Below are 19,319 nucleotides of genomic sequence, written 5' to 3'. Positions count from 1 at the left end.
GCCGTTGTCTCCGGGACACGTCTTCGTCCCAGACGGTCGGCCGAGAGGGGGAGCGCGTGACCAGCCCGACGAAAGCCAGTACCGCCCCGGTCCTGCCGGCCGTCCCGGCGTCACCCCCCAACGACACACCCGAGGTCCTGAGTGGCCACACCGGGGTACTGGCCGCCGGCCGGTGGGCCGATCGGTTCCCGCGGTCCTCCGCGCTGGCCGTGCCGCCTACCCCGGCGCTGAGCGTGGCCGCCGCGCCGCCGCCCGAGCAGCCGTCGTCGCCACCACCCGAACAGCCGCCGCCACCGCCGGCCCGTGAGGTGCTGCCGGAGCCCGCCCGACCGAGGTGGGTGGACGCCGACCCGTGGGGGGCGGACGACCGGGCCCGGCTGCGCCGCGTGTTGACCGAACGCTACGACGCGTACGCCCGGGTGGTGATCCGCACCCTTGCCGAGGAACCCGGGCTGCGGGCCGCCGGCGGCGCCCACCTGGTCGGCGACCTGGTCGCCCTCTGCGCGTACGGGGCCGAGCGGGACGCGGTGAACCAGGTCCTGCGCGGTGCGGACGGCGGCAGTGAGCTGCACCGCCTGATCGCCCGGGGTGCGGTGAGCGGCCTGCGGCGACTTCCCACCGTGATCGGTCCGGTCTACGCCACCAGCTCGGCGAGGTCCGCCGCCGGTTACCGGGCCGGTGACGAACTCGTCGAGCCGGCCTTCGTCGACGTCGGATTCAACTGCGGGGTCGGCCCCGCGGTGGAGGTCGAGTACGTCATCTGGTCGGTCAGCGCCCGCCGGGTCGACCAGTTCACTGCCGCCGTGCGCCCGGCGGCGACGTTCCCGCCGGGCAGCCGGTTCGCGGTACTGGCGGTCGACGAGCCCGCCGACGACCGGCCGCTACGGGTGCTGTTGCGGGACCGGACCGGCGAGCGGCGGAGCGGCGGCGGCACCTGGCGGGAGGAGACGTTACGCCGGCTTCGGCGGCACGAATCGGCCGTCGTCGAAGGCCCGTCCTGCCTCGACTTCGCCCTCGGCCTCGACCCGCACGGGCACCCCTTTACGGCACGGACACCAGCCAGCAGCGGAGGGTCGTGACCATGAACCAGGCCGTCGTATCGGTGTCGCACAACGAACCCGGCGGGCTGCCGCGCATCGGCGACGCCTTGGCCGTCGCCGGGGCCAGCACGACCGTGATGCTGCAACCGGGGGTGTACCAGGAGGAACTGCGGATCATCGGAGACGTCACGCTCGTCGCCGAGGACGGCCCCGGCACGGTGACCCTCCGGGCCCCGAACGCCCTCGCCCTCTTCGTCGGCGCGGGCACGGTCACCCTGCGCGGCATCGCCGTCGTCGGGGGCGGTCCGGACTACCCCGCGGTGCAGGTGACCGGCGGGATACTGCGGATGATCGACTGTGAGGTACGTGCGGACGGTCTGCTCGGCCTGCACGCCCGCGGCAGCGTGCTGGACCTGCGCAACTGCGTGTTGCGCAACGAGTCGGGCGCGGGTGCGCTGCTCGAAGGGGGCACCACCGGCACGATCCGGGCCACGACGGTACGCGACGTCGGCGGGGCCGGTGTGGTCGTGGCCAGCGACGCCGATCCCCGGCTCGTCGACTGTGTGATCACCGAGGTCCGTGGGCCGGGCCTGCTCTCCACCCGTAACGGGCGGGGCAGCTTGGTGGACAGTGATCTCAGCGCGATCACCGGTCCGGCGGTCGCCGTCGAGGAGGGCGGTGCCATCGACGTACGGCACACGACGTTCCACGACACCAGCGGACCCGCGATCGTGGCGATCGGCGGCGCACCGTCCTTCGAGGACTGTTCGGTGGACAAGGCCGCCGGGCACGGTGTGGTGATCGCCGGAGACGCCGAGCCGCGCCTGTTGCGCTGCCAGGTCGCCGGTACCGGTGGCCATGCCGTGTACGTGTTGGAGTCCGGCACCGGCAGCCTCACCGACTGCCGGCTCGTCGGAACCGGGCCGGTCCTGGCGGTCACCGGTACGGCCGCGCCCACCCTGCGGCAGTGCCGGATCACCGGTACCGGCGAGGTGACCGCGCTCTTCGACGGGGCGGGCCGTGGGTCGCTCGCCGGCTGCGACATCGACGGTGGACGCAGCGGGCTGGTCATCCGGGCCGAGGCCGCGCCGACCGTGGTCGACACCACAATCGTCGGCTGCGCCGAGTACGGCGTCCAGTGCACCGACGGTGGCCAGGGTGCGCTGCGCAACACCAGCGTCGAGGACTGCGGGGTGGCCGGGGTGCGGCTCGCCACCGGTGGCCGGTTGGCCCTGACCGACTCGCGGCTGCGGGGCGGGCGCTTCGGGCTGGTCGTGGGCGGATCCGCGACGGCGACGGTGATCTCGTCGGAGATCGGCGGCGCCAGCGAGGCCGGGATCATGGTGGAGGCGGCCGGTGACCTGGTGCTGCGGCGCAGCCGGGTACGCGACGGGGCTGGGCTCGGGGTCCGGTTCGCGCCCGGTTCGCGGGGCGCCCTCATGCAGTCCGAGGTCTTCGACAACGGCACCGACGGGGTACTGGTGGAGACCGCCGAGCCGGTGGACCTGGCCACCGCCGCGGTCTCCGGCAACCGCCGGGAACAGGTCCGCCGGTCGGGCGCCGCCCAGCACCCGTCGGCCGGGCCGGGGGTCGACCCGGCGCCGGTGCCCGGCGATCCGACCGGTCCGTCCCGGGCCGGTGAGGTGGCGCCCGAGTCCGGCGAGGCGCCGTCCCGCTCGGGCGACGGCGTCGAGGCCGGCGAGCTGAGGGTGGCGGGCCCGGCCGCCGTCGCCACGGCGGACGCCGGAGACCCGGTGACCCCGCTCCTGACCCAGCTGCACGAACTGGTCGGCCTGGCCGCGGTGAAACAGGAGGTGGCCACCCTCGTCGGGCTGCACCGCATCGCCCAGCGGCGCGCCGCGGCGGGTCTGCCCCGCCCGCCGATGTCGCGGCATCTGGTCTTCGCCGGTGCCCCGGGTACGGGCAAGACCACGGTCGCGCGGCTCTACGGGCAGATCCTCACCGCCCTCGGGGTGCTCACCTCCGGTCAACTGGTCGAGGCGTCCCGGGCCGACCTGGTCGCCGAACACATCGGCGGTACCGCGGTGAAGACCACCCAGAAGTTCACCGAGGCGCTCGGCGGGGTGCTCTTCATCGACGAGGCGTACACCCTGAACCCGGTGGACGGGGGCGGTGGACACGACTTCGGTCGGGAGGCCGTCGACACGCTGGTGAAGCTGATGGAGGACCACCGCGACGAGGTGGTGGTCGTGGTGGCCGGCTACTCACCGCAGATGCGGCAGTTCATGGCCGGTAACCCCGGCCTCGCCTCACGCTTCTCCCGCACCGTCGAGTTCGACAGCTACCGCACCGACGAGTTGGTGACGATCGTGGAGCGGCTGTGCAGCACCCACCACTACTCGCTGGAGTACGACACCCGGGCCGCGCTGGCCCAGCTCTTCGACGCGATGCCGCGGACCGAGTCGTTCGGCAACGCCCGGGTCGCCCGGCAGGTCTTCGAGGAGATGATCGGCCGGCAGGCGTTCCGGCTCTCGGCCGACGGCACGGGCGACGGGGTGGAACTGGCGCAGTTGCTCCCGGAGGACGTGGGCGTCGCCGGGAACGGGTCGGGCACCGCGGCCGAGGCCACCGACGGTGGCCGGGCCGCCGAGAACGACGCGCTGCTCGCCAGCCTGAACGGCATGATCGGCCTGGCCGCCGTCAAACGTGAGGTCTCCGACCTGGTCGACCTGATCGCCAACGCGCGTACCCGGGTGCGGGCCGGACTGCCGGCACCGGCGATCTCCCGGCACCTGGTCTTCTCCGGGCCGCCCGGTACCGGCAAGACCACGGTCGCCCGGCTCTACGGCCGGCTGCTGGCCGCGCTCGGCGTGATCAGCTCCGGGCAGGTCGTCGAGGTGGCCCGGGCCGACCTGGTCGGTGAGTACATCGGGCACACCGCGCACCGGACCCGGGAGGCGTTCGACAAGGCCCGGGGCGGGGTGCTCTTCATCGACGAGGCGTACACGCTCAGCCCGCCCGACGCCCGCAACGACTTCGGTCGGGAGGCGATCGACACGCTGGTGAAGCTGATGGAGGACCACCGCGACGAGGTGATCGTGATCGTGGCCGGCTACGACGAGGAGATGACCACCTTCCTCGACGCCAACGCGGGACTGCAGTCCCGGTTCACCCGGCACATCCACTTCACCCACTACAACACCGACGAGCTGGTCGTGATCTTCCAGAACCTGGCCGGGGCGAACGGGTACGACTGCCCGTGGGAGGTGCTCGACGCGCTGCGCGCCCACTTCGACGCGGTGCCGCGCGGGCGCTCGTTCGGCAACGCCCGGTACGCCCGGCAACTGCTCGACGAGGCGATCACCCGGCAGGCCAGCCGGCTGCGGGGGCGTACCGATCCGTCGGTCGAGGAGCTGAAGACCCTCCAGTGCGCCGACATCGCCACCGGAGCGCGTGGGTGAGGACGCGACTACCCGGATCCGCCCAGCCGCTCGGCATGACGCGGATACTCCCGGACCACCTCGATCCGGGACCGCATGCCGAGCTTGGCCAGGATGTGCGACACGTGGGTCTGCACCGTGTTGCGGGAGAGGTACAGCTCGGCGGCGATGTCCGGGTTGGACATGCCGGCCGCGATCATCCGAACGATCCGCTGCTCACTGCGGGTCAACGCGGCCCAGCCGTGGCTGGCCCGCTGGCGTACGCCGCCGGGGCCGCGTCGTACGCCGAGCGGGCGCAACCGGGCCTCGGCCCGCCGGATCCGCCAGCTGGCGTCGAACTCGGCGTAGCCGCGTACCGCGGTGGTCAACGCGGTGCGGGCGGCCTTGACCTGGCCAGTCCGCGCCAGCCGGACGGCGGCCTCCTCCAGCGCGAAGGCCTGGAACGGCAGCCAGCCGTACCGTCGGCACAGCTCCGCCTGGGCCAGCAGGCCCTCCGCGTCGTCGGCGAGCATCGCCTGACAGCAGCCGGTGATCACCATGTCGAACCGGCTCGGCGCGAGGGTCGCGGTGAGGCAGGCGGTCGTGGTGGCGGCCAGGTCCCGGTCGCCGACGTCGAGGGCCAGTCGCACGATGTCCGGCGCCAGCTCGACGCACTCGGCCTGCCGGGCGGGCGTCAGTGCCAACCATGCCGTTCGCAGCGCGAGTGCCCGGACCGGGTCGCCGTGGGCCTCGGCGGCGTGGGCGAGCGCGTCACCGACCACCGTGCGTTGGTGGAACGGCAGGTCCGCCAGCTCCACGCCGTCGACGTAGCCGGCCAGCCGGAGGTGTTCCTCGGCGAGGGCGCGCTGTTCCCGGGAGTACGCGATGGTGGCCACGAAGCCGTGCAGGTAGGCCAGGGGGTTGCCGTTCATCTGCTCGGGGATGCCGGCGACGTGCGCGATCGCCTCGTCCCACCGGCCCCGCAGGAAGCTGGCGAAGGTCGCCTCTCCGGCGATCCACGACCCGCGAACCGTGCCGGCCCGTTCGGCCATCACCAGCGCCCGGGGCAGTTCGGCGTCGTACTCGCTCCACCGCGCGTCGGTCACCAGCTCCGACAGCTCGCGGGCCAGCAGCACCAGGCGGAGGTCGACGACCTCCGGGTCGGTGTCCGCGGTACCGAGCACGGCCATCGCCTTGTCGCGCAGCTCATACTGTGCGTCGGGATCCAGTATGGCCAGCGCGTGGTATGGGAAGGCAGCGGCGAACGCGTCGTCGCACTGTCGGGCCATCGCGAACGCCTCCTCGGCGCGCGCCCGGGCCTCCTGCTCCTGTTCGAGGTCGACCAGCAGCAGCGTGGAGAGCGCGGCCAACCGTGCCCGCCAGCGGGGCGGCACGTCCGGGTTGGCCAGGCCGGAGGTGACCACGGCGAGCGCGTCGGTGAACCGCCCGAGCCGTCCGGCCGCGCGGACGAACTGCACCCGCGCCACCCCTTCCACCTCGCCGCCCGGTTCGGCGCGGAACACCGCCTCGGCGTTGCTTGCCGACTCCTCGAAGCGGCCGAGCCAGAACTGGGCCTGCGCGAGTCGGCACCGCAGCGTCGGCAGGTTGGCGCCGCCCGAGCCGGCCTCGGCGACCGCGCGGGTGAGCAGCTCGGCGGAGACCGCCGGGGTGGTCCGCACCATCGTCTCCGGGATGCCGGCGAGCCAGTTCGCCGCCCAGGCGTCCAGCCGCCCGCCGGCCAGCAGGTGCCTGGCCACCACGTCGCGGTCGTAGTCGGCCTCGGCGAGCGCCCGGGCCATGCCCCGGTGGAACTCCTCCCGTACCGCCGGTGGGGACTGCTCGACCAGTACCTGCCGGATCAACTCGTGCCGGAACCGCAGTCGCCGCCCCTCGTTGCGCAGGACGCCGGTGGCGATCGCCTCGTCGACCATCTCCGCCAGTTGGTGGGTGGACCGGCCGGTCACCACCGCGCACTCGGCGACGTCGAACTCGGTGCCGAGCAGGGCGGCCACCCGTAGCGTGCGGTGGGCGAACTCGGACAGGAAGTCCAACCGTCGGGCGACGGCGGCCACCAGCGACTCCGGTGTGGTGCCCGCCTCGCCGACCAGTTCCGCCTCGCCCGCGGCGATCCGCAGCAGCGCGTCGCGGGACAGCGCCTCGGTCAGTTCGCGCAGGTAGAGCGGGTTGCCGGCGGCGCGGTCGAGTTCGGCGGTCAGCCGCGGGCCGGGGCGGGCGCCCAGCGTCATGGTTGCCAGGGCGGACGCCGCGGCCTGGTCGAGCGGCCCGAGGTCGATGACGCGGGCACCGAGGTCGGCGACGACGGTACGCAGTCGGCGCAGCGCCCGGTGCGCGGGTGTCGGGCGGCAGCCGGCCATCACCAGCAGCGGGATCTGGTCGACCGACCGGGCCAGCCGGTGCCACAGTCCGACGCTGGCCTCGTCGGCCCACTGGAGATCGTCGAGCGTGAGGACGACCGGTCCGCTGGCGCAGAGCCGGTCGATCAGGGCGATCATCCGTTCGCCGACGGCGCCGAGCGAGAGCACACCGGCGGCGTCGCCCTGCAACATGCGGGCGAGTTCCGCCCGGTCGGCATCGGTGGACCGGGTGGAGACGCCGAGGCACTCCGCCATCAGGCGGAGCGGGAAGTCGGTCATGAACTCGTCCCCGGCGGCGCCGAGCACGGTGCAGCCGGCCTCGCCCAGGCGGTGCATGACCGCGCCCAGAAGGGTGGACTTGCCGATGCCCGACTCGCCCTCGACCCAGACCACGTTCCCGCGGCCGTCGGTGACCTGCCGTACCAAGTCGTCCATTATGGACAGTTCGTGGACACGACCGGCCAGCTGTGTCGCCCGGGGGAGGGACATGGCCCCACCATAGGGGCGTACGGGAGTCGTCCGCCATGGCCGCACAGTCGATGTTTCCGGACAGTGAACGTCGAGTGCTCAGAACGCGGCCCCCCGCCTCCGGTACCGCGCCGGCAACCTTGTTCGCGGAAACTGTTATCCCGGTCGGGGGCGGGCGTCTCCTGTTGGGAGGGGTCGGTCGGCGGTGCTGCCGACGCTTCGACAGTCAGCGACGCGAACAGGTGGAGGGTGCCGGCATGCGAGTCGCCGATCGGGGTGGGGCGGATGCCGGGCTGGTTGCCGCCGCCCGTGCCGGTGACCAACGGGCGCTCGACGCCCTGGTGGCCGCCTCCCTGCCGCTGGTGTACAACGTGGTCGGCCGGGCGATGCGGGGGCACGCCGACGTCGACGACGTGGTCCAGGAGACCCTGCTGCGGGTCGTCCGCCACCTGGCGGAGCTGCGTGATCCGGCGGCGTACCGGTCGTGGCTGGTGGCCATCGCGGTACGTCAGGTGCGCGACCGCGAGCAGGCCCGCCGCGTCGCGCTCGACCACACCGCCGACCTCGACGTCGCGTACGGGGTACCCGATCCGGCCGCCGACTTCGCCGGCCTGACCATTCTCCGGCTCGGCCTGACCGACCAGCGCCGTGAGGTCGCCGAGGCGACCCGTTGGCTGGACGAGGACGACCAGACGTTGCTGGCCCTCTGGTGGCTGGAGGCCGCCGGGGAGCTGGACCGGGCCGAACTCGCCGGGGCGCTGGGGTTGCCCCAGGGCCATGCGGCGGTGCGGATCCAGCGGATGAAGGAACAGTTGCAGACGGCCCGGGGAATCGTCCGGGCCCTGGCCGGCGCCGACTGCCCGGCGTTGGGCGAGGCGGCCCGGGGCTGGGACGGTCGGCCCAGCCCGTTGTGGCGCAAGCGGTTGGCCCGCCACGTCCGCGAGTGTGTGCGATGCGTCCGGTGCACCGGCGAGCTGGTCCCCGTCGACCGGCTGCTGGCCGGGCTTGCGCTGCTGCCCGTCCCGCCCGGGACCGCCGAGGGCATCCTGGCCGGCCTGCCGCAGCCGGCCGCCCTGCCCAGTGCCACCCAGAACCTCGCGCCGGTCACCCCACGGGCCGGCGCGGGGAGCCCCCACGCCGCGTCGCCAGACCCGACGGCGGTCGCGGCGTTCGGGCGCACCGCCGCCGTGCAGACCGGCGGCGGTGCGCCCGGGGGCGCCCACCCACCACGCCCCCGCGGGCCGGGCGGCCTGCTGCCGGCGGGATCGGCCAAGGTCGTCGGCCCGGTGGCCGCCGCCGTCGCGGTGGCCGTCCTGGCGGTCGGGGCGGTGGTGGTCGCCCAGCGCGGCGGCGCGGCCGAGGCTCCCGTCGCGGCTCCGGCGGCGGCCCCGGTACCGGCCGCGGTGGGGGAGTCGCCGACGCCCACGGCGAGCCTGCCGCCGACCGTCGGCCCGTCGCCGAGCACCGCCACGTCACCGACGACCGGCCCGACGGCCCGGGCCACCCCGACGACGGCCCGTCCGGCCGCCGCACCGCCGGCCGTCACCTCGAAGAAGAAGGGCGTCGGGGTGTGGAAGTTCGACGGCGTCGACCAGGCGCTCGCCAACTCCGGGGCGAGCTGGTACTACACCTGGGACGTCGCGCACCCGGACGTGGCCACGCCGAAGGGCGCTGAGTTCGTGCCGATGATCTGGGGCGCGGGCAGCGTCACCCCGAGCCGGCTGCGGCAGGCCAAACAGAACGGGCGGTACCTGCTCGGCTTCAACGAGCCGGACCTGGCCGGCCAGGCGGAGATGAGCGTGGAGCAGGCGCTGGACCTGTGGCCGCAACTGGAGGCGACCGGCCTGCTGCTGGGCAGCCCGGCGGTGGCCTGGGGCGGCGACCGTCCCGGCGAGTGGCTCGACCGGTTCATGGCCGGGGTGAAGCAGCGCGGTCACCGGGTCGACTTCATCGCCCTGCACTGGTACGGCGGCGACTTCCGCACCGCCAACGCGGTGGACCAGCTCCGGTCCTACCTACAGGCGGTGTACGACCGGTATCGGCTGCCGATCTGGCTCACCGAGTTCGCGTTGATCGACTTCTCGAACGGGGTGCGGTTCCCGAGCCAGGCGCAGCAGGCGGCGTTCCTCACCGCGGCGGCCCGGATGCTGGGCGGGCTGCCGTGGCTGCACCGGTACGCCTGGTTCGGCCTGCCCGCCACCGACAAGGACCAGACCGGCCTGTTCCGTACCGGCCGCGAGGCCACCGCCGTCGGCCGCGCCTTCCAGCAGGCCCGCTGACTCAGGGCAGGGTGAAGTCGAGCCGGGTGACCGCCCCGGCGGTCACGGTGGCGGTCCGCGGCGCGCTGTCGCGGGAGTCGGCACGGACCACGATCTCGTACCGGCCGGGCGGCAGCCGCCATTCGTACCGGCCGGCGTCGCCGGTGCGTACGCCGATCTCCGGTACGGCGGGCGCCGGCTCGTCGAGCGGCCTGACCAGCACCGCGGCGTCCCGTACCGGCGCACCGGCGGCGGTGGCGGCGGTGCCGGTCACGACACCCATGGTGTCGGGCCGGGGCGGCGGGGCGGGGCCGTCGTCGGAGACCGACTGGTCGTGGAACACCAGCAGCCCCGCGCCGATCAGTAGCGGCGCGACGATCAGCAGGGCGAGCGCACCGAGGCGACCCTTGTTCACGACCCTGGTCCGGTTCGCTGGTGCATGATGACTGCTCCTCTATCTGGTGGTGACGGACAGTTACTGGGACGTACGACGGCTGTCCAGGGTTCCGTGGGGTGAGCACCGGTGCGGGCCCACCCCACGGTCGGATCAGCTGTTCCGCCAGGTGATCAGGTTGTTGAAGACGGACTCGGTGATCCGGGTGCCGTGGTTGTTCGTGGAGTGCGGCGCCGAACCGTGCACGCCGTACGCGTGGATGGCCATCACGCACTGGCCGGTGCAGAAGGCGCTGCCGGCGGCCCGGGTCTGGTAGACCGGGCTGCCGCTCTGGCAGCCGAAGGTGTCGTTCTGGTAGAAGACCTGCCGGTCATGGGTGACCTGGACGGTCTGCCCGGCGTGCCGCCACTGCTCGCCGAAGGGCTTGTCGCAGGGGTAGCCGCTCACCGTGGTGGCGGTGCCGGTGAGCGTGGCGCTCTGCCACCAGAGGCCGAACCAGCCGGTGGTGTTGCCGGCGGCGCAGCTGAGCCGGATGGCCCCGTAGTCGTTGGTCTCGTCGCCGGACTGGGTCCAGTTGGTGACCGAGAGCAGCTGGGTCGCCGTGCAGGTGCCGTACGGCGTGGCGGCCCCGTTGCGGCCGGGGATGATCTGGAAGTCGCCGCGCGGGTAGAAGCCGTTGCCGCCGCCACCGTTGGCGCCGCCGCCCGGGTGCACGCAGTGCCCGGCGGTGGCGATGATGCTCGGCCCGTACAGCCAGCCGGTGCAGCCCCAGGTGGAGCCGTTGGTGGTGCGGACGATCTGCACGATGGCCGAGGACGGGTACACGGTGGTCGGGTTGACGCGGACCCGGTTGTCGGTGCCGATGACGCTCTGGATGCCGGGCGAGGTGCGGTTGTCCGGGGTGCGGGCGAAGCCGGCGTCGGACCGGAGGCCGCCCGGCCCGGCCTTGCCGTTGCCGGCGCCGCCGGGGCTGCCGGCACCACGGGTGCTGTCGGTGCCGCGCAGCGCGGTCGAGGCGGCGGCGGCCGGTACGGCGCCGGAGTCGGCGACCGCGCCGTGCGCGTCGGGTTTGGCGACCGTGCCCGACGCGGCCGTGCTGGCCGGCGTGCCCGTGGTCGTCGCGGCGGCGGCCGGTGCGACCGCGGTCGAGGTCAGCACGGCGGTCAGACCGGCCGCCAGCAGGATCTGCAGGCGGATGACGGTGGACGGTGTGGGGCTCACGTGGTACTCCTCATCGAAGGTTGGTGCTTTCGATGGGGAAGCTAACCCGGCCCGATTGATCCGGACTCGTCTCTGTCTGTCCATCGACATCATCACCGTCAGTTTCGGACAGATCACCTGTCGTGTAGACGTGTCCGGGTGGCGGGGGAGGATCCGGTGCCGGGTCAGAGCCCGGCGACGACCGAGAGAAGTTGGAGCTTCTCGTGGCTGTCGCTGCCCGGTGTGGCGGTGAAGACCTGCAGCAACTGCGACTGGTCGGGGTCGACGAGCACCTGGCAGTGCAGTTCCAGCAGCCCGACCTGCGGGTGCCGGATGCGCTTCGGCGCGCAGTACGGGCCGGTCACCGGGTGCTCCCGCCACAGCCGGGCGAACTCCGGACTCGCGGCGAGCAGCGCGTCCACGATCTCCGCCGCCCGCGAGCCCCGCCCGTCCCGCGTGTACGCCCGGTGCAGGTCCGAGGCGATGAGCCGGCTCTGCCGGGGATGGTCCTCCTCGGCATGGATGCGTCGGCTGTCCGGATCGGTGAACCACCGGTAGTGCAGGCTGCGGGCCAGCCCGGTGTGCCCGGTCTCGTCACCGAGCAGGGCGCTGGCCAGCCGGGTCTGTGCCAGTGTCTCGCCGAGGTCGCTGACCACCTGGGCGGCGACGTCGCCGAGGCCGTCGAAGACGCGCATCATGCCCGGGTTGACGTGGTCGTTGCGGCGGCCCCGTCGCGGTGCCGGGTATCCGCCGAGATGGAACAGATGGTCCCGTTCTTCGACGGAGAGCCGCAACCCACGGGCGATCGAGGCGAGCATCTGCTCCGAGGGGTGTGGCCCGCGCTGCTGCTCGATCCGGCCGTAGTAGTCGACCGACATGTCGCTGAGCGCCGCCACCTCCTCGCGGCGGAGCCCGCCGGTACGCCGCCGGCGATGCCCACGGGGGAGCCCGACGTCCTCCGGTTGCAGCGCCTCGCGCCGGGTACGGAGAAACTCGGCCAGTCGTGCGCGGTCCATGATCGCCTCCTCCGGCCGGTGGCGTGTCGCCCGACGGCGCTGCTGCCCGGCGGGGGGCAGCCGTCGCGGTGCCCGTCACCGTCAACAACCCGCCGACCGGTGCTGTTTCCGGCCCACCGTCACCCTGACAGCGCCCGGCGCTCCCAGCCATGTTCCGGTGGTCCGGGGCTCCGAACCGGCCGGGAGCGGGCCGGCCAACCGGGGACGGGGAGGGCCTGGTTAGCCCCGCGTGACCGGCCAAGACTTCCGACCCATGACTACCAACACCCACACCCCGACCGGCCACTGGATCAACGGCGAGGTGGTCCCCGCCGGATCGGTCGAAACCACCGCCGTCGTCAACCCCGCCACCGGTGAGATCGTCGCCGAGGTGCCCGCCGGCACCGCCGCCGACGTGGACCGGGCCGTCGCCGCCGCCCGCGCCGCCTTCCCCGGCTGGGCGGCGACCCCGCCCGCCGAGCGAGTGGCGCTGCTGCGGCGCGTCGGCGCGGGACTACGCGAGCGGAGCGAGGAGCTCGCGGCCACCATCACCGCCGAGATGGGCTCCCCGCTGACCATGTCCCGGGCCGCCCAGATCGGCTTCCCGGTCGCGATCGTCGAGGCGTTCGCCGCGGTGGCCGAGGACTTCGCCTGGACCGAGGAGATCGGCACGTCCCTGATCGTCCGGGAGCCGATCGGAGTGGTCGGCGCGATCACGCCGTGGAACTTCCCGGTGCAGCAGATCATGTCGAAGTTGGCACCCGCGCTGCTCGCCGGCAACACCCTGGTGCTCAAGCCGTCCGAGGTCGCGCCGCTGAACGCGCAGTTCCTCGCGGAGGTCACCGCCGAGGCGGGGCTGCCGGCCGGGGTGTTCAACGTGGTGTACGGCACCGGTGCGGTCGTCGGCGAGGCGATCTCGGCGCATCCGGACATCGACATGATCTCCTTCACCGGCTCGACCCGGGCCGGCCGGCGGATCTCCGCGGTGGCGGCCGGGACCGTCAAGCGGGTCGCGCTCGAACTGGGCGGCAAGGGCGCCAACGTGATCCTCGACGACGCCGACCTGCCGAAGGCGGTCGAGACCGGGGTGATGATGGCGTTCGCCAACAGTGGCCAGGTCTGCGGCGCGTGGCCGCGGATGCTGGTGCCGGCCGCGCGGCACGACGAGGTGGTCCGGCTGGCGGTGGCCGCCGCCGCCCAGTACACCGTCGGCGACCCGACCGACGAGACCACCCGGATCGGCCCGATGGCGTACGAGGCGCACCGGGAGAAGGTCGACGGCTACATCCGGCGCGGCATCGCCGACGGCGCGACGCTGGTGTACGGCGGGCCCGGCCGGCCGGAGGGGCTGGAGAAGGGCGCCTACATCCGGCCGACGATCTTCGCCGGGGTCGACCCGAACTCGGCCATCGCGCAGGAGGAGATCTTCGGCCCGGTGCTGACGATCATCCCGTACGCCGACGAGGACGAGGCCGTGGAGATCGCCAACGGCACCGTGTACGGCCTCACCTCCGGCGTCTTCGGCGAGCCAGAGCACGCCCTCGCCGTCGCCCGGCGGCTGCGGGCCGGGCAGGTCGACGTCAACGGCGGCCAGTGGAACCCGCTGGCGCCCTTCGGCGGCTACAAGCAGTCCGGCAACGGCCGTGAGTTCGGCAGCGCCGGCCTGGCGGAGTTCCTGGAGACCAAGGCCATCCAGCGCTGAGCGAGTCGGGGCCGGGAGGGACCGTTCCTCCCGGCCCGACCGTCGGTCGGGCCACGGCCCGACCGGAAGTGGCGCTGCGGGTCTCAGGCGGCGACGGCCTGCTCCGAGTACGCCCACAGGCGTTCGGCCGCCGCCGGGTCGAGGGCGTGCGGGGCGACACCCGCCTCGGCCGCCGCGGGATCCGGTGCCACCTCGGCCTCCTGGTTGTCCTCGAAGTACCGCCCGGTGACGCCCTCGACCAGGGGCGAGGCGGCCAGCAGCACCGAGGTCGAGGCGCCCTGCTCCGGCGTCTTGTAGTAGTCCAGCGGGACGCGGTTGCCGGCCTCGTCGAGTACCCCGAAGGCCCGCATCGTCTCGTCGTCCAGGTGCCGCTGAAGGTTGGTCAGGATGTAGCCGGGGTTGGCGGCGTTGGCGGTGATGCCCTGGTCCGCCCAGCGGTTGGCGATGCCGACGGTGAACAGCACCGTGGCGGTCTTCGACTGGCCGTACGCCGACCAGCGGTCGTACGGGCGCTGGGCGAAGTGCGGGTCGGCGAAGTCGAAGGGTGCCCGCAGGTGGGCACCCGAACTGACCACCACCACCCGGGCCGAACCGGCCGCGCGCAGGTTGTCGTACAGGCCGGTCACCAGCGCGAAGTGCCCCAGGTGGTTGGTGGCGAGCTGGGCCTCCCAGCCCTGCGCGCTCAGCTGCCGCTGCGGCACGGCCATCACCCCGGCGTTGCCCACGACGGCGTCGACCGGGCCCTGCCAGTCGGCCAGGAAGGCGGCCACCGAGGTCAGGTCGGACAGGTCGAGTCGGGCGGCGCGGGCCGAGCCCGGCGCGGCGGCGAGTTCTTCGACCAGTTCCGCGGCGGCAGCCGGCCGGCGTACCGCGATGGTCACCTCCGCACCGGCGCCGGCCAGTGCGCGCACCGTCTCGGTGCCGAGGCCGGAGGCGCCGCCGGTGACGATGACCCGGCGGCCGGTGAGGTCGACTCCGGCCAGCACCTCCGCGGCCGTGGTCCGGGGCCCGAACGGGGTGACCACCCGCGGTCGGGTGTTGGTGTTGGCATCCATGAGGCCACCGTAAGACAGCGGACCTGGACGTACTATTGCTTCCCGTCCGGGATTCTTTAGCAATCGTCCAATGGGGTGATGGTGGACCCGCTGCACGACGTGCTGACGCTGCTCGGCACCACCAGTCAGGTCTCCGCCAGTATGGTGGCGGGCGGCAGCTGGGCGCTCCGTTTCGACGCACCGGACGGGATCAAGTTCAACGCCGTCCGGCGCGGCACCTGCTTGCTGCGCCTCGGCGGCCGCCCCGAACCACTCCCACTCGCCGCGGGCGACTGCTTCCTGCTCACCCGTCCGCTGCCGTACCTGCTCCTCAGCGACCCGGCGGCGGTCGCGGTGCCGGCCCGGCCGATCTTCGAGGCGGCCACCGACGGCGTGGCGCGCACCGGAGTCGGCGACGACTTCGCCGCCGTCGGCGGCGCCTTCCACTTCGGTACGCGGGCCCGCGCGCTGCTGCTCGACGGCCTGCCGCCGGTGATCCACGTGCCCGCCGCCACCGCCGAGGCCACCGCCATCGGTTGGGCGATCGCCCAGATCGACACCGAGCTGCGGCACCAGCGGGCCGGTGCGGCGCTGGTCGCCGAGCACCTCGCCGCCATGATGCTCATCCAGGTCATCCGGCACCAGTTGGCACACGAACCGCAACTCACCTCCGGGTGGCTGGCCGGGCTGGCCGACCCGGTGGTCGCGGCGGCACTGCGCGAGATGCACCGGCAGCCGGCCCGGCCGTGGAGCGTGGCGGAACTGGCGCGCGCGGCCTCGGTCTCCCGGTCGACGCTGGCCGCCCGGTTCAAGGAGGTGGTCGGCAGTGGGCCGCTGGAGTACCTCACCCACTGGCGGGTCGAGCTGGCCGTCGACCGGCTCCGGCGTGGTGAGGAGACCCTGGCCGGCATCGCCCACGCCGTCGGCTACGGCTCCGAGAGCGCCCTGAGCGTCGCCGTGAAGCGGGTCACCGGCCAGTCCCCCCGCGCCCACCGCCGCCCGTAGCCCGGCTCCGGCCGGTCGAACTGTTCGGCCCCCGCATCCGTACTAGTGCGCGGGAGGTCCGAACGCCATGACCGTACGTCGAGGTGCCGTTGCCCTGCTGTTCGCCCTCGTCGCGGTGACGGCCGGCGCGCCGCCCGCCGCCGCGCACGGCGCACCGGCCTACCCGGTCAGTCGTACCCTCGGCTGCGCTCCGGACGGTCCGCACGTGGACACTCCGGCCTGCCGGGCGGCGGTCGCGGACGGCGCCGCGCTGCGCGAGTGGGACAACATCCGGGTCTTCGGGGTACAGGGCCGGGACCGGGAACGGATCCCCGACACCGAGCTGTGCAGCGGTGGGCTGTCGGCGTACCGGGGGCTGGACCTGCCACGGTCCGACTGGCCGGCGACCCCGTTGACGGCCGGTGTGGAGTTCCCGATCCGCTACCGGACCACGATCCCGCACAAGGGCACCTTCCGGCTCTACCTGACCCGGGACGGCTACTCGCCGACCCGGAAACTGACCTGGGCGGATCTGGACGTGCTGCCGTTCCTGCGGGCCACTGACCCGCCGGTACGCGACGGGGCGTACCAGATGTCGGCGCGGCTGCCGGCGGACCGTACCGGCCGGCACCTGATCTACACGATCTGGCGGAACTCCGACACCGCCGACACCTACTACTCCTGCTCCGACGTGGACATCCGACCGGCGGGGCAGGCCACTGACCAGGGTGCCCCGACGGCGGACGAGATCGACGCCCCGTCTCCCGACGCCCCGTCCCCCGACGTGCCGTCTCCCGACGTGCCGTCTCCCGACGTGCCGTCTCCCGACGTGCCGTCTCCCGACGTGCCGTCCCAAGGCGCTGCGGCGGGCGGTGCCGAGGTTGGCGGTGCCGAGGTGGCGGCGGCGGTACGGCCGAATGTCCCGGTGGCGGCGGTGACCTACCTGGACGGCCGGCGCTGGCCGCTGCTGGCCGGCGGTGCCCTGGCCGCGCTGCTGCTCCTGCTGCTCGGGATGCGTCTGCGCGGCTCCCGCAGCGGCCCCCCACCTGGCCGCCCCTGCACCGTCCGCAACCACCGCGCCAACCCCCGCACCTGGTAACCCACCCACCCCGCGCCACCCCGCGCGGGCGCGGGCGTGGGCGTGGGCGTGGGGGGAGCGGGGGTGGGGGAGTGGAGAGTGGTGAGGTTGCGGGGTGTGGGCGGGTACCGTCAGGGGTTATGCGCCACGTGCAGCTCGACACCGCGAAGCCCCTGTCCAGGATCGGGCTCGGCACCTGGCAGTTCGGCTCGCGGGAGTGGGGCTACGGCCCGGACTACGAGCGGTTGGCGGGGGACATCGTCCGCCGCGCCGTCGAGTTGGGCGTCACCGTCTTCGACACCGCCGAACTGTATGGCTTCGGCCGCAGTGAACGGATCCTCGGTGCGGCGCTGGCCGGCGACCGGGACAAGGTGAACGTAGCCACCAAGATCTTCCCGGTGTTGCCGGTCGCGTCCGTGGTGCAGCAGCGGGCGGTCGCCTCGGCGGCCCGGCTCGGCGTCACCGGCATCGACCTGTACCAGGTGCACCAGCCCAACCCGGTGGTCGGTGACCAGGCCACCATGCGCGGCATGCGGGCGTTGCAGGACGTCGGCCTGGTCGACGAGGTCGGGGTGAGCAACTACAGCCTGCGTCGCTGGCAGGTCGCCGAGGCCGCGCTGGGTCGCCGGGTGCTGAGCAACCAGGTCCGGTACAGCATGCTCGACCGCCGGCCGGAAGAGGATCTGCTTCCGTACGCGGAGCAGGCCGGTCGGCTGGTCATCGCGTACAGCCCGCTGGCCCAGGGGTTCCTCTCCGGCCGGTACGACGTGCACCACCCGCCGGTCGGGGCGGTGCGTCGGGCCAACCCGTACTTCCTGCCGGAGAACCTGGCCCGGGGCACGGCCCTGATCGAGACGCTGCGCCAGGTGGCCGCCGCACACGATGCCACGCCGAGCCAGATCGCGCTGGCGTACGTGCTGCGTCACCCGAACGTGGTGGCCATTCCCGGCGCGTCCACGGTGGAGCAGTTGGAGCGCAACGTCGCCGCCGCCGAGATCGACCTCACCGAGGACGAGTACGCCGCCCTGGTCAACGCGGCGCGGGCGTTCCGCCCGGTCACCGGCCTCGCCGCCGTACCGCGAATGGTGAAGTCCCGACTGCGGCAGTGAGCGGGGACGCCGGCCGTCGAGGTCACGGAAGGTCGCGGGCGTAGCAGACGGAGAGAGCTTCGCCCCGGTACGGGCCGAAGTTCGCGATCCGCCGGTAGCCCTCGCGTTCGTAGAAGCGCATCGCGTCGGGCTGGGCGGTGCCGGTCTCCAGCAGCAGGGTGCGTACGCCGGTGTCGCGGGCGGCCTCTTCCAGGGCGCGCAGGATGGCGGTCGCCACGCCGGTTCCCCGGGCGGTCGGGGTGACGTACATCCGTTTGATCTCCGCGGTGCCGGGGGTGAGGTGCCGGAGCCCGCCGCAGCCCACGGCGGTGCCGGCGGGGTCGCGGGCGACCAGGAAGACGGTCACGCTCTCGGCGGTGGGTGGCGCGCCCGGCTCGTGGTCGTCGGAGCCGTAGCGGGCGTCGAGTTCGGCGCGCTGTGCGTCGCGTAGTCGGGTGCCGTCGCTGGACCCCCACGGTTCGTGCTCGATGCTGATCATCGCGCGGTCCTCCGGTTTCCGTAACAAGCGTTACCGTAACGTACGCTACGGTATCGGTCGAGGGACGGAGGACCGGCATGGCCAGACGCCGCGACGTGGCCGACCAGCAGCGGCGCCTGTCGGCGGCGACCTGGTCGGTGCTGGCCGAGCGCGGCCTACCCGGTCTCACCCTGCGCGCGGTCGCCGAGCGGGCGGGCTGCACCACCGGCATGGTGTTGCACGCCTTCGCCGACAAGCAGGCGCTGCTGGTGCATGCCCGCGAGTTGCTGCACCGCCGCACCGGCGAGCGGGCCGACGCCGCGCAGGCCGCGGCCGCGACGCCCACCGCCGCGCTGCGCGCCCTGCTGTTGCAGGCCGCCTCCCCGACCGAGGAGAAGCGGGAGGAGGCCCGGGTGTGGGTCGGCTTCCTCGCCGCCGCGCTGGCCGACCCGGTCCTGGCCGACCTGCACCGGTCCTACAACCGCCGGTTCGTCGACCGGGTCGCCACCCTGGTCGCGGCGGTCCGCCCGGACTGGTCGCCGGCCGACCGCGCCACCACCGCGACCAGCCTGGTCGCCCTCGTCGAAGGGCTCAACGCCCTGGCCGCCGTCGACGCCGCCGTCTACTCCGACCACGCCCAGCGGGCCGCCCTCGACGGCGCGCTGGCCCGCCTCGAACCGCCCGAGCCGGCGGCGAACGCCTGATCGGCGACACAGTGTCGGGGTGCGGACCGCAACGGTGTCGGGGTGAGGACTCGGGCGAGCGACGTTGCCGCGCCTGGGGTTGAGCTAGCGTTGGTCCGGTGACTGACTCCCCGGTAACCCCGGTCCCACCGGCTGAGCTGC

14 protein-coding genes are annotated in these 19,319 nt (G+C 73.6%); 8 read left to right on the top strand and 6 right to left on the bottom strand.

Translation table 11 applies throughout. The features are described from left to right. Positions 1 to 56 precede the first annotated feature (56 nt). Positions 57 to 1,079, top strand: coding sequence for a hypothetical protein (locus D2L64_RS20660; protein ID WP_119578861.1), 1,023 nt, complete (start codon positions 57 to 59; stop codon positions 1,077 to 1,079). A gap of 2 nt (positions 1,080 to 1,081) precedes the next feature. Further along, complete coding sequence (locus D2L64_RS20655) at positions 1,082 to 4,462, top strand: right-handed parallel beta-helix repeat-containing protein (RefSeq protein WP_119578860.1); 3,381 nt, start codon at positions 1,082 to 1,084, stop codon at positions 4,460 to 4,462. Between the two features lie 8 nt (positions 4,463 to 4,470). On the opposite strand, the gene D2L64_RS20650 is transcribed toward D2L64_RS20655, so the two are convergent. Continuing rightward, the gene (locus D2L64_RS20650) at positions 4,471 to 7,284 is read right to left on the bottom strand and encodes a helix-turn-helix transcriptional regulator (protein WP_119578859.1); all 2,814 of its coding nucleotides are present in this window, start codon (positions 7,282 to 7,284) and stop codon (positions 4,471 to 4,473) included. A 236-nt stretch (positions 7,285 to 7,520) separates the two neighbouring features. Here D2L64_RS20650 and D2L64_RS20645 point away from each other — a divergent pair, with 236 nt between their 5' ends. Beyond that, complete coding sequence (locus D2L64_RS20645; protein WP_119578885.1) at positions 7,521 to 9,542, top strand: sigma-70 family RNA polymerase sigma factor; 2,022 nt, start codon at positions 7,521 to 7,523, stop codon at positions 9,540 to 9,542. Between the two features lies 1 nt (position 9,543). On the opposite strand, the gene D2L64_RS20640 is transcribed toward D2L64_RS20645, so the two are convergent. The 3 genes from D2L64_RS20640 to D2L64_RS20630 form a co-directional block, all read right to left on the bottom strand. Continuing rightward, positions 9,544 to 9,936: a carboxypeptidase-like regulatory domain-containing protein gene (locus D2L64_RS20640; protein WP_119578858.1), complete on the bottom strand. Its 393-nt coding sequence runs from the start codon at positions 9,934 to 9,936 to the stop codon at positions 9,544 to 9,546. A gap of 132 nt (positions 9,937 to 10,068) precedes the next feature. Next, the gene (locus D2L64_RS20635; protein WP_119578857.1) at positions 10,069 to 11,136 is read right to left on the bottom strand and encodes a trypsin-like serine peptidase; all 1,068 of its coding nucleotides are present in this window, start codon (positions 11,134 to 11,136) and stop codon (positions 10,069 to 10,071) included. Between the two features lie 164 nt (positions 11,137 to 11,300). Beyond that, the gene (locus D2L64_RS20630) at positions 11,301 to 12,131 is read right to left on the bottom strand and encodes a helix-turn-helix transcriptional regulator (protein ID WP_119578856.1); all 831 of its coding nucleotides are present in this window, start codon (positions 12,129 to 12,131) and stop codon (positions 11,301 to 11,303) included. A 253-nt stretch (positions 12,132 to 12,384) separates the two neighbouring features. Here D2L64_RS20630 and D2L64_RS20625 point away from each other — a divergent pair, with 253 nt between their 5' ends. Beyond that, complete coding sequence (locus D2L64_RS20625; protein WP_119578855.1) at positions 12,385 to 13,812, top strand: aldehyde dehydrogenase family protein; 1,428 nt, start codon at positions 12,385 to 12,387, stop codon at positions 13,810 to 13,812. A gap of 83 nt (positions 13,813 to 13,895) precedes the next feature. Here D2L64_RS20625 and D2L64_RS20620 read toward each other — a convergent pair whose 3' ends face one another. Continuing rightward, entirely contained in the window at positions 13,896 to 14,867 is a 972-nt protein-coding gene (locus D2L64_RS20620; protein ID WP_119578854.1) for an SDR family NAD(P)-dependent oxidoreductase, read from the bottom strand. An 81-nt stretch (positions 14,868 to 14,948) separates the two neighbouring features. Here D2L64_RS20620 and D2L64_RS20615 point away from each other — a divergent pair, with 81 nt between their 5' ends. The 3 genes from D2L64_RS20615 (at position 14,949) to D2L64_RS20605 (ending at position 18,017) form a co-directional block, all read left to right on the top strand. Further along, entirely contained in the window at positions 14,949 to 15,851 is a 903-nt protein-coding gene (locus D2L64_RS20615) for an AraC family transcriptional regulator (protein ID WP_119578884.1), read from the top strand. A gap of 67 nt (positions 15,852 to 15,918) precedes the next feature. Then, entirely contained in the window at positions 15,919 to 16,929 is a 1,011-nt protein-coding gene (locus D2L64_RS20610) for a lytic polysaccharide monooxygenase auxiliary activity family 9 protein (RefSeq protein ID WP_119578853.1), read from the top strand. A gap of 119 nt (positions 16,930 to 17,048) precedes the next feature. After that, positions 17,049 to 18,017, top strand: a complete 969-nt coding sequence (locus tag D2L64_RS20605) for an aldo/keto reductase (protein WP_119578852.1) — start codon at positions 17,049 to 17,051, stop codon at positions 18,015 to 18,017. 22 nt (positions 18,018 to 18,039) lie between these two features. On the opposite strand, the gene D2L64_RS20600 is transcribed toward D2L64_RS20605, so the two are convergent. Beyond that, positions 18,040 to 18,495, bottom strand: a complete 456-nt coding sequence (locus D2L64_RS20600) for a GNAT family N-acetyltransferase (RefSeq protein WP_119578851.1) — start codon at positions 18,493 to 18,495, stop codon at positions 18,040 to 18,042. A 77-nt stretch (positions 18,496 to 18,572) separates the two neighbouring features. Here D2L64_RS20600 and D2L64_RS20595 point away from each other — a divergent pair, with 77 nt between their 5' ends. Then, positions 18,573 to 19,178, top strand: coding sequence for a TetR/AcrR family transcriptional regulator (locus tag D2L64_RS20595; RefSeq protein WP_119578850.1), 606 nt, complete (start codon positions 18,573 to 18,575; stop codon positions 19,176 to 19,178). Positions 19,179 to 19,319 lie beyond the last annotated feature (141 nt).

The sequence above is a fragment of the Micromonospora radicis genome (assembly GCF_003583405.1).
In the GTDB taxonomy this organism is placed as follows: domain Bacteria; phylum Actinomycetota; class Actinomycetes; order Mycobacteriales; family Micromonosporaceae; genus Micromonospora; species Micromonospora radicis.
Note: the sequence above shows the minus strand (reverse complement) of the source record. Positions and strands in the feature narration are given on the sequence as shown.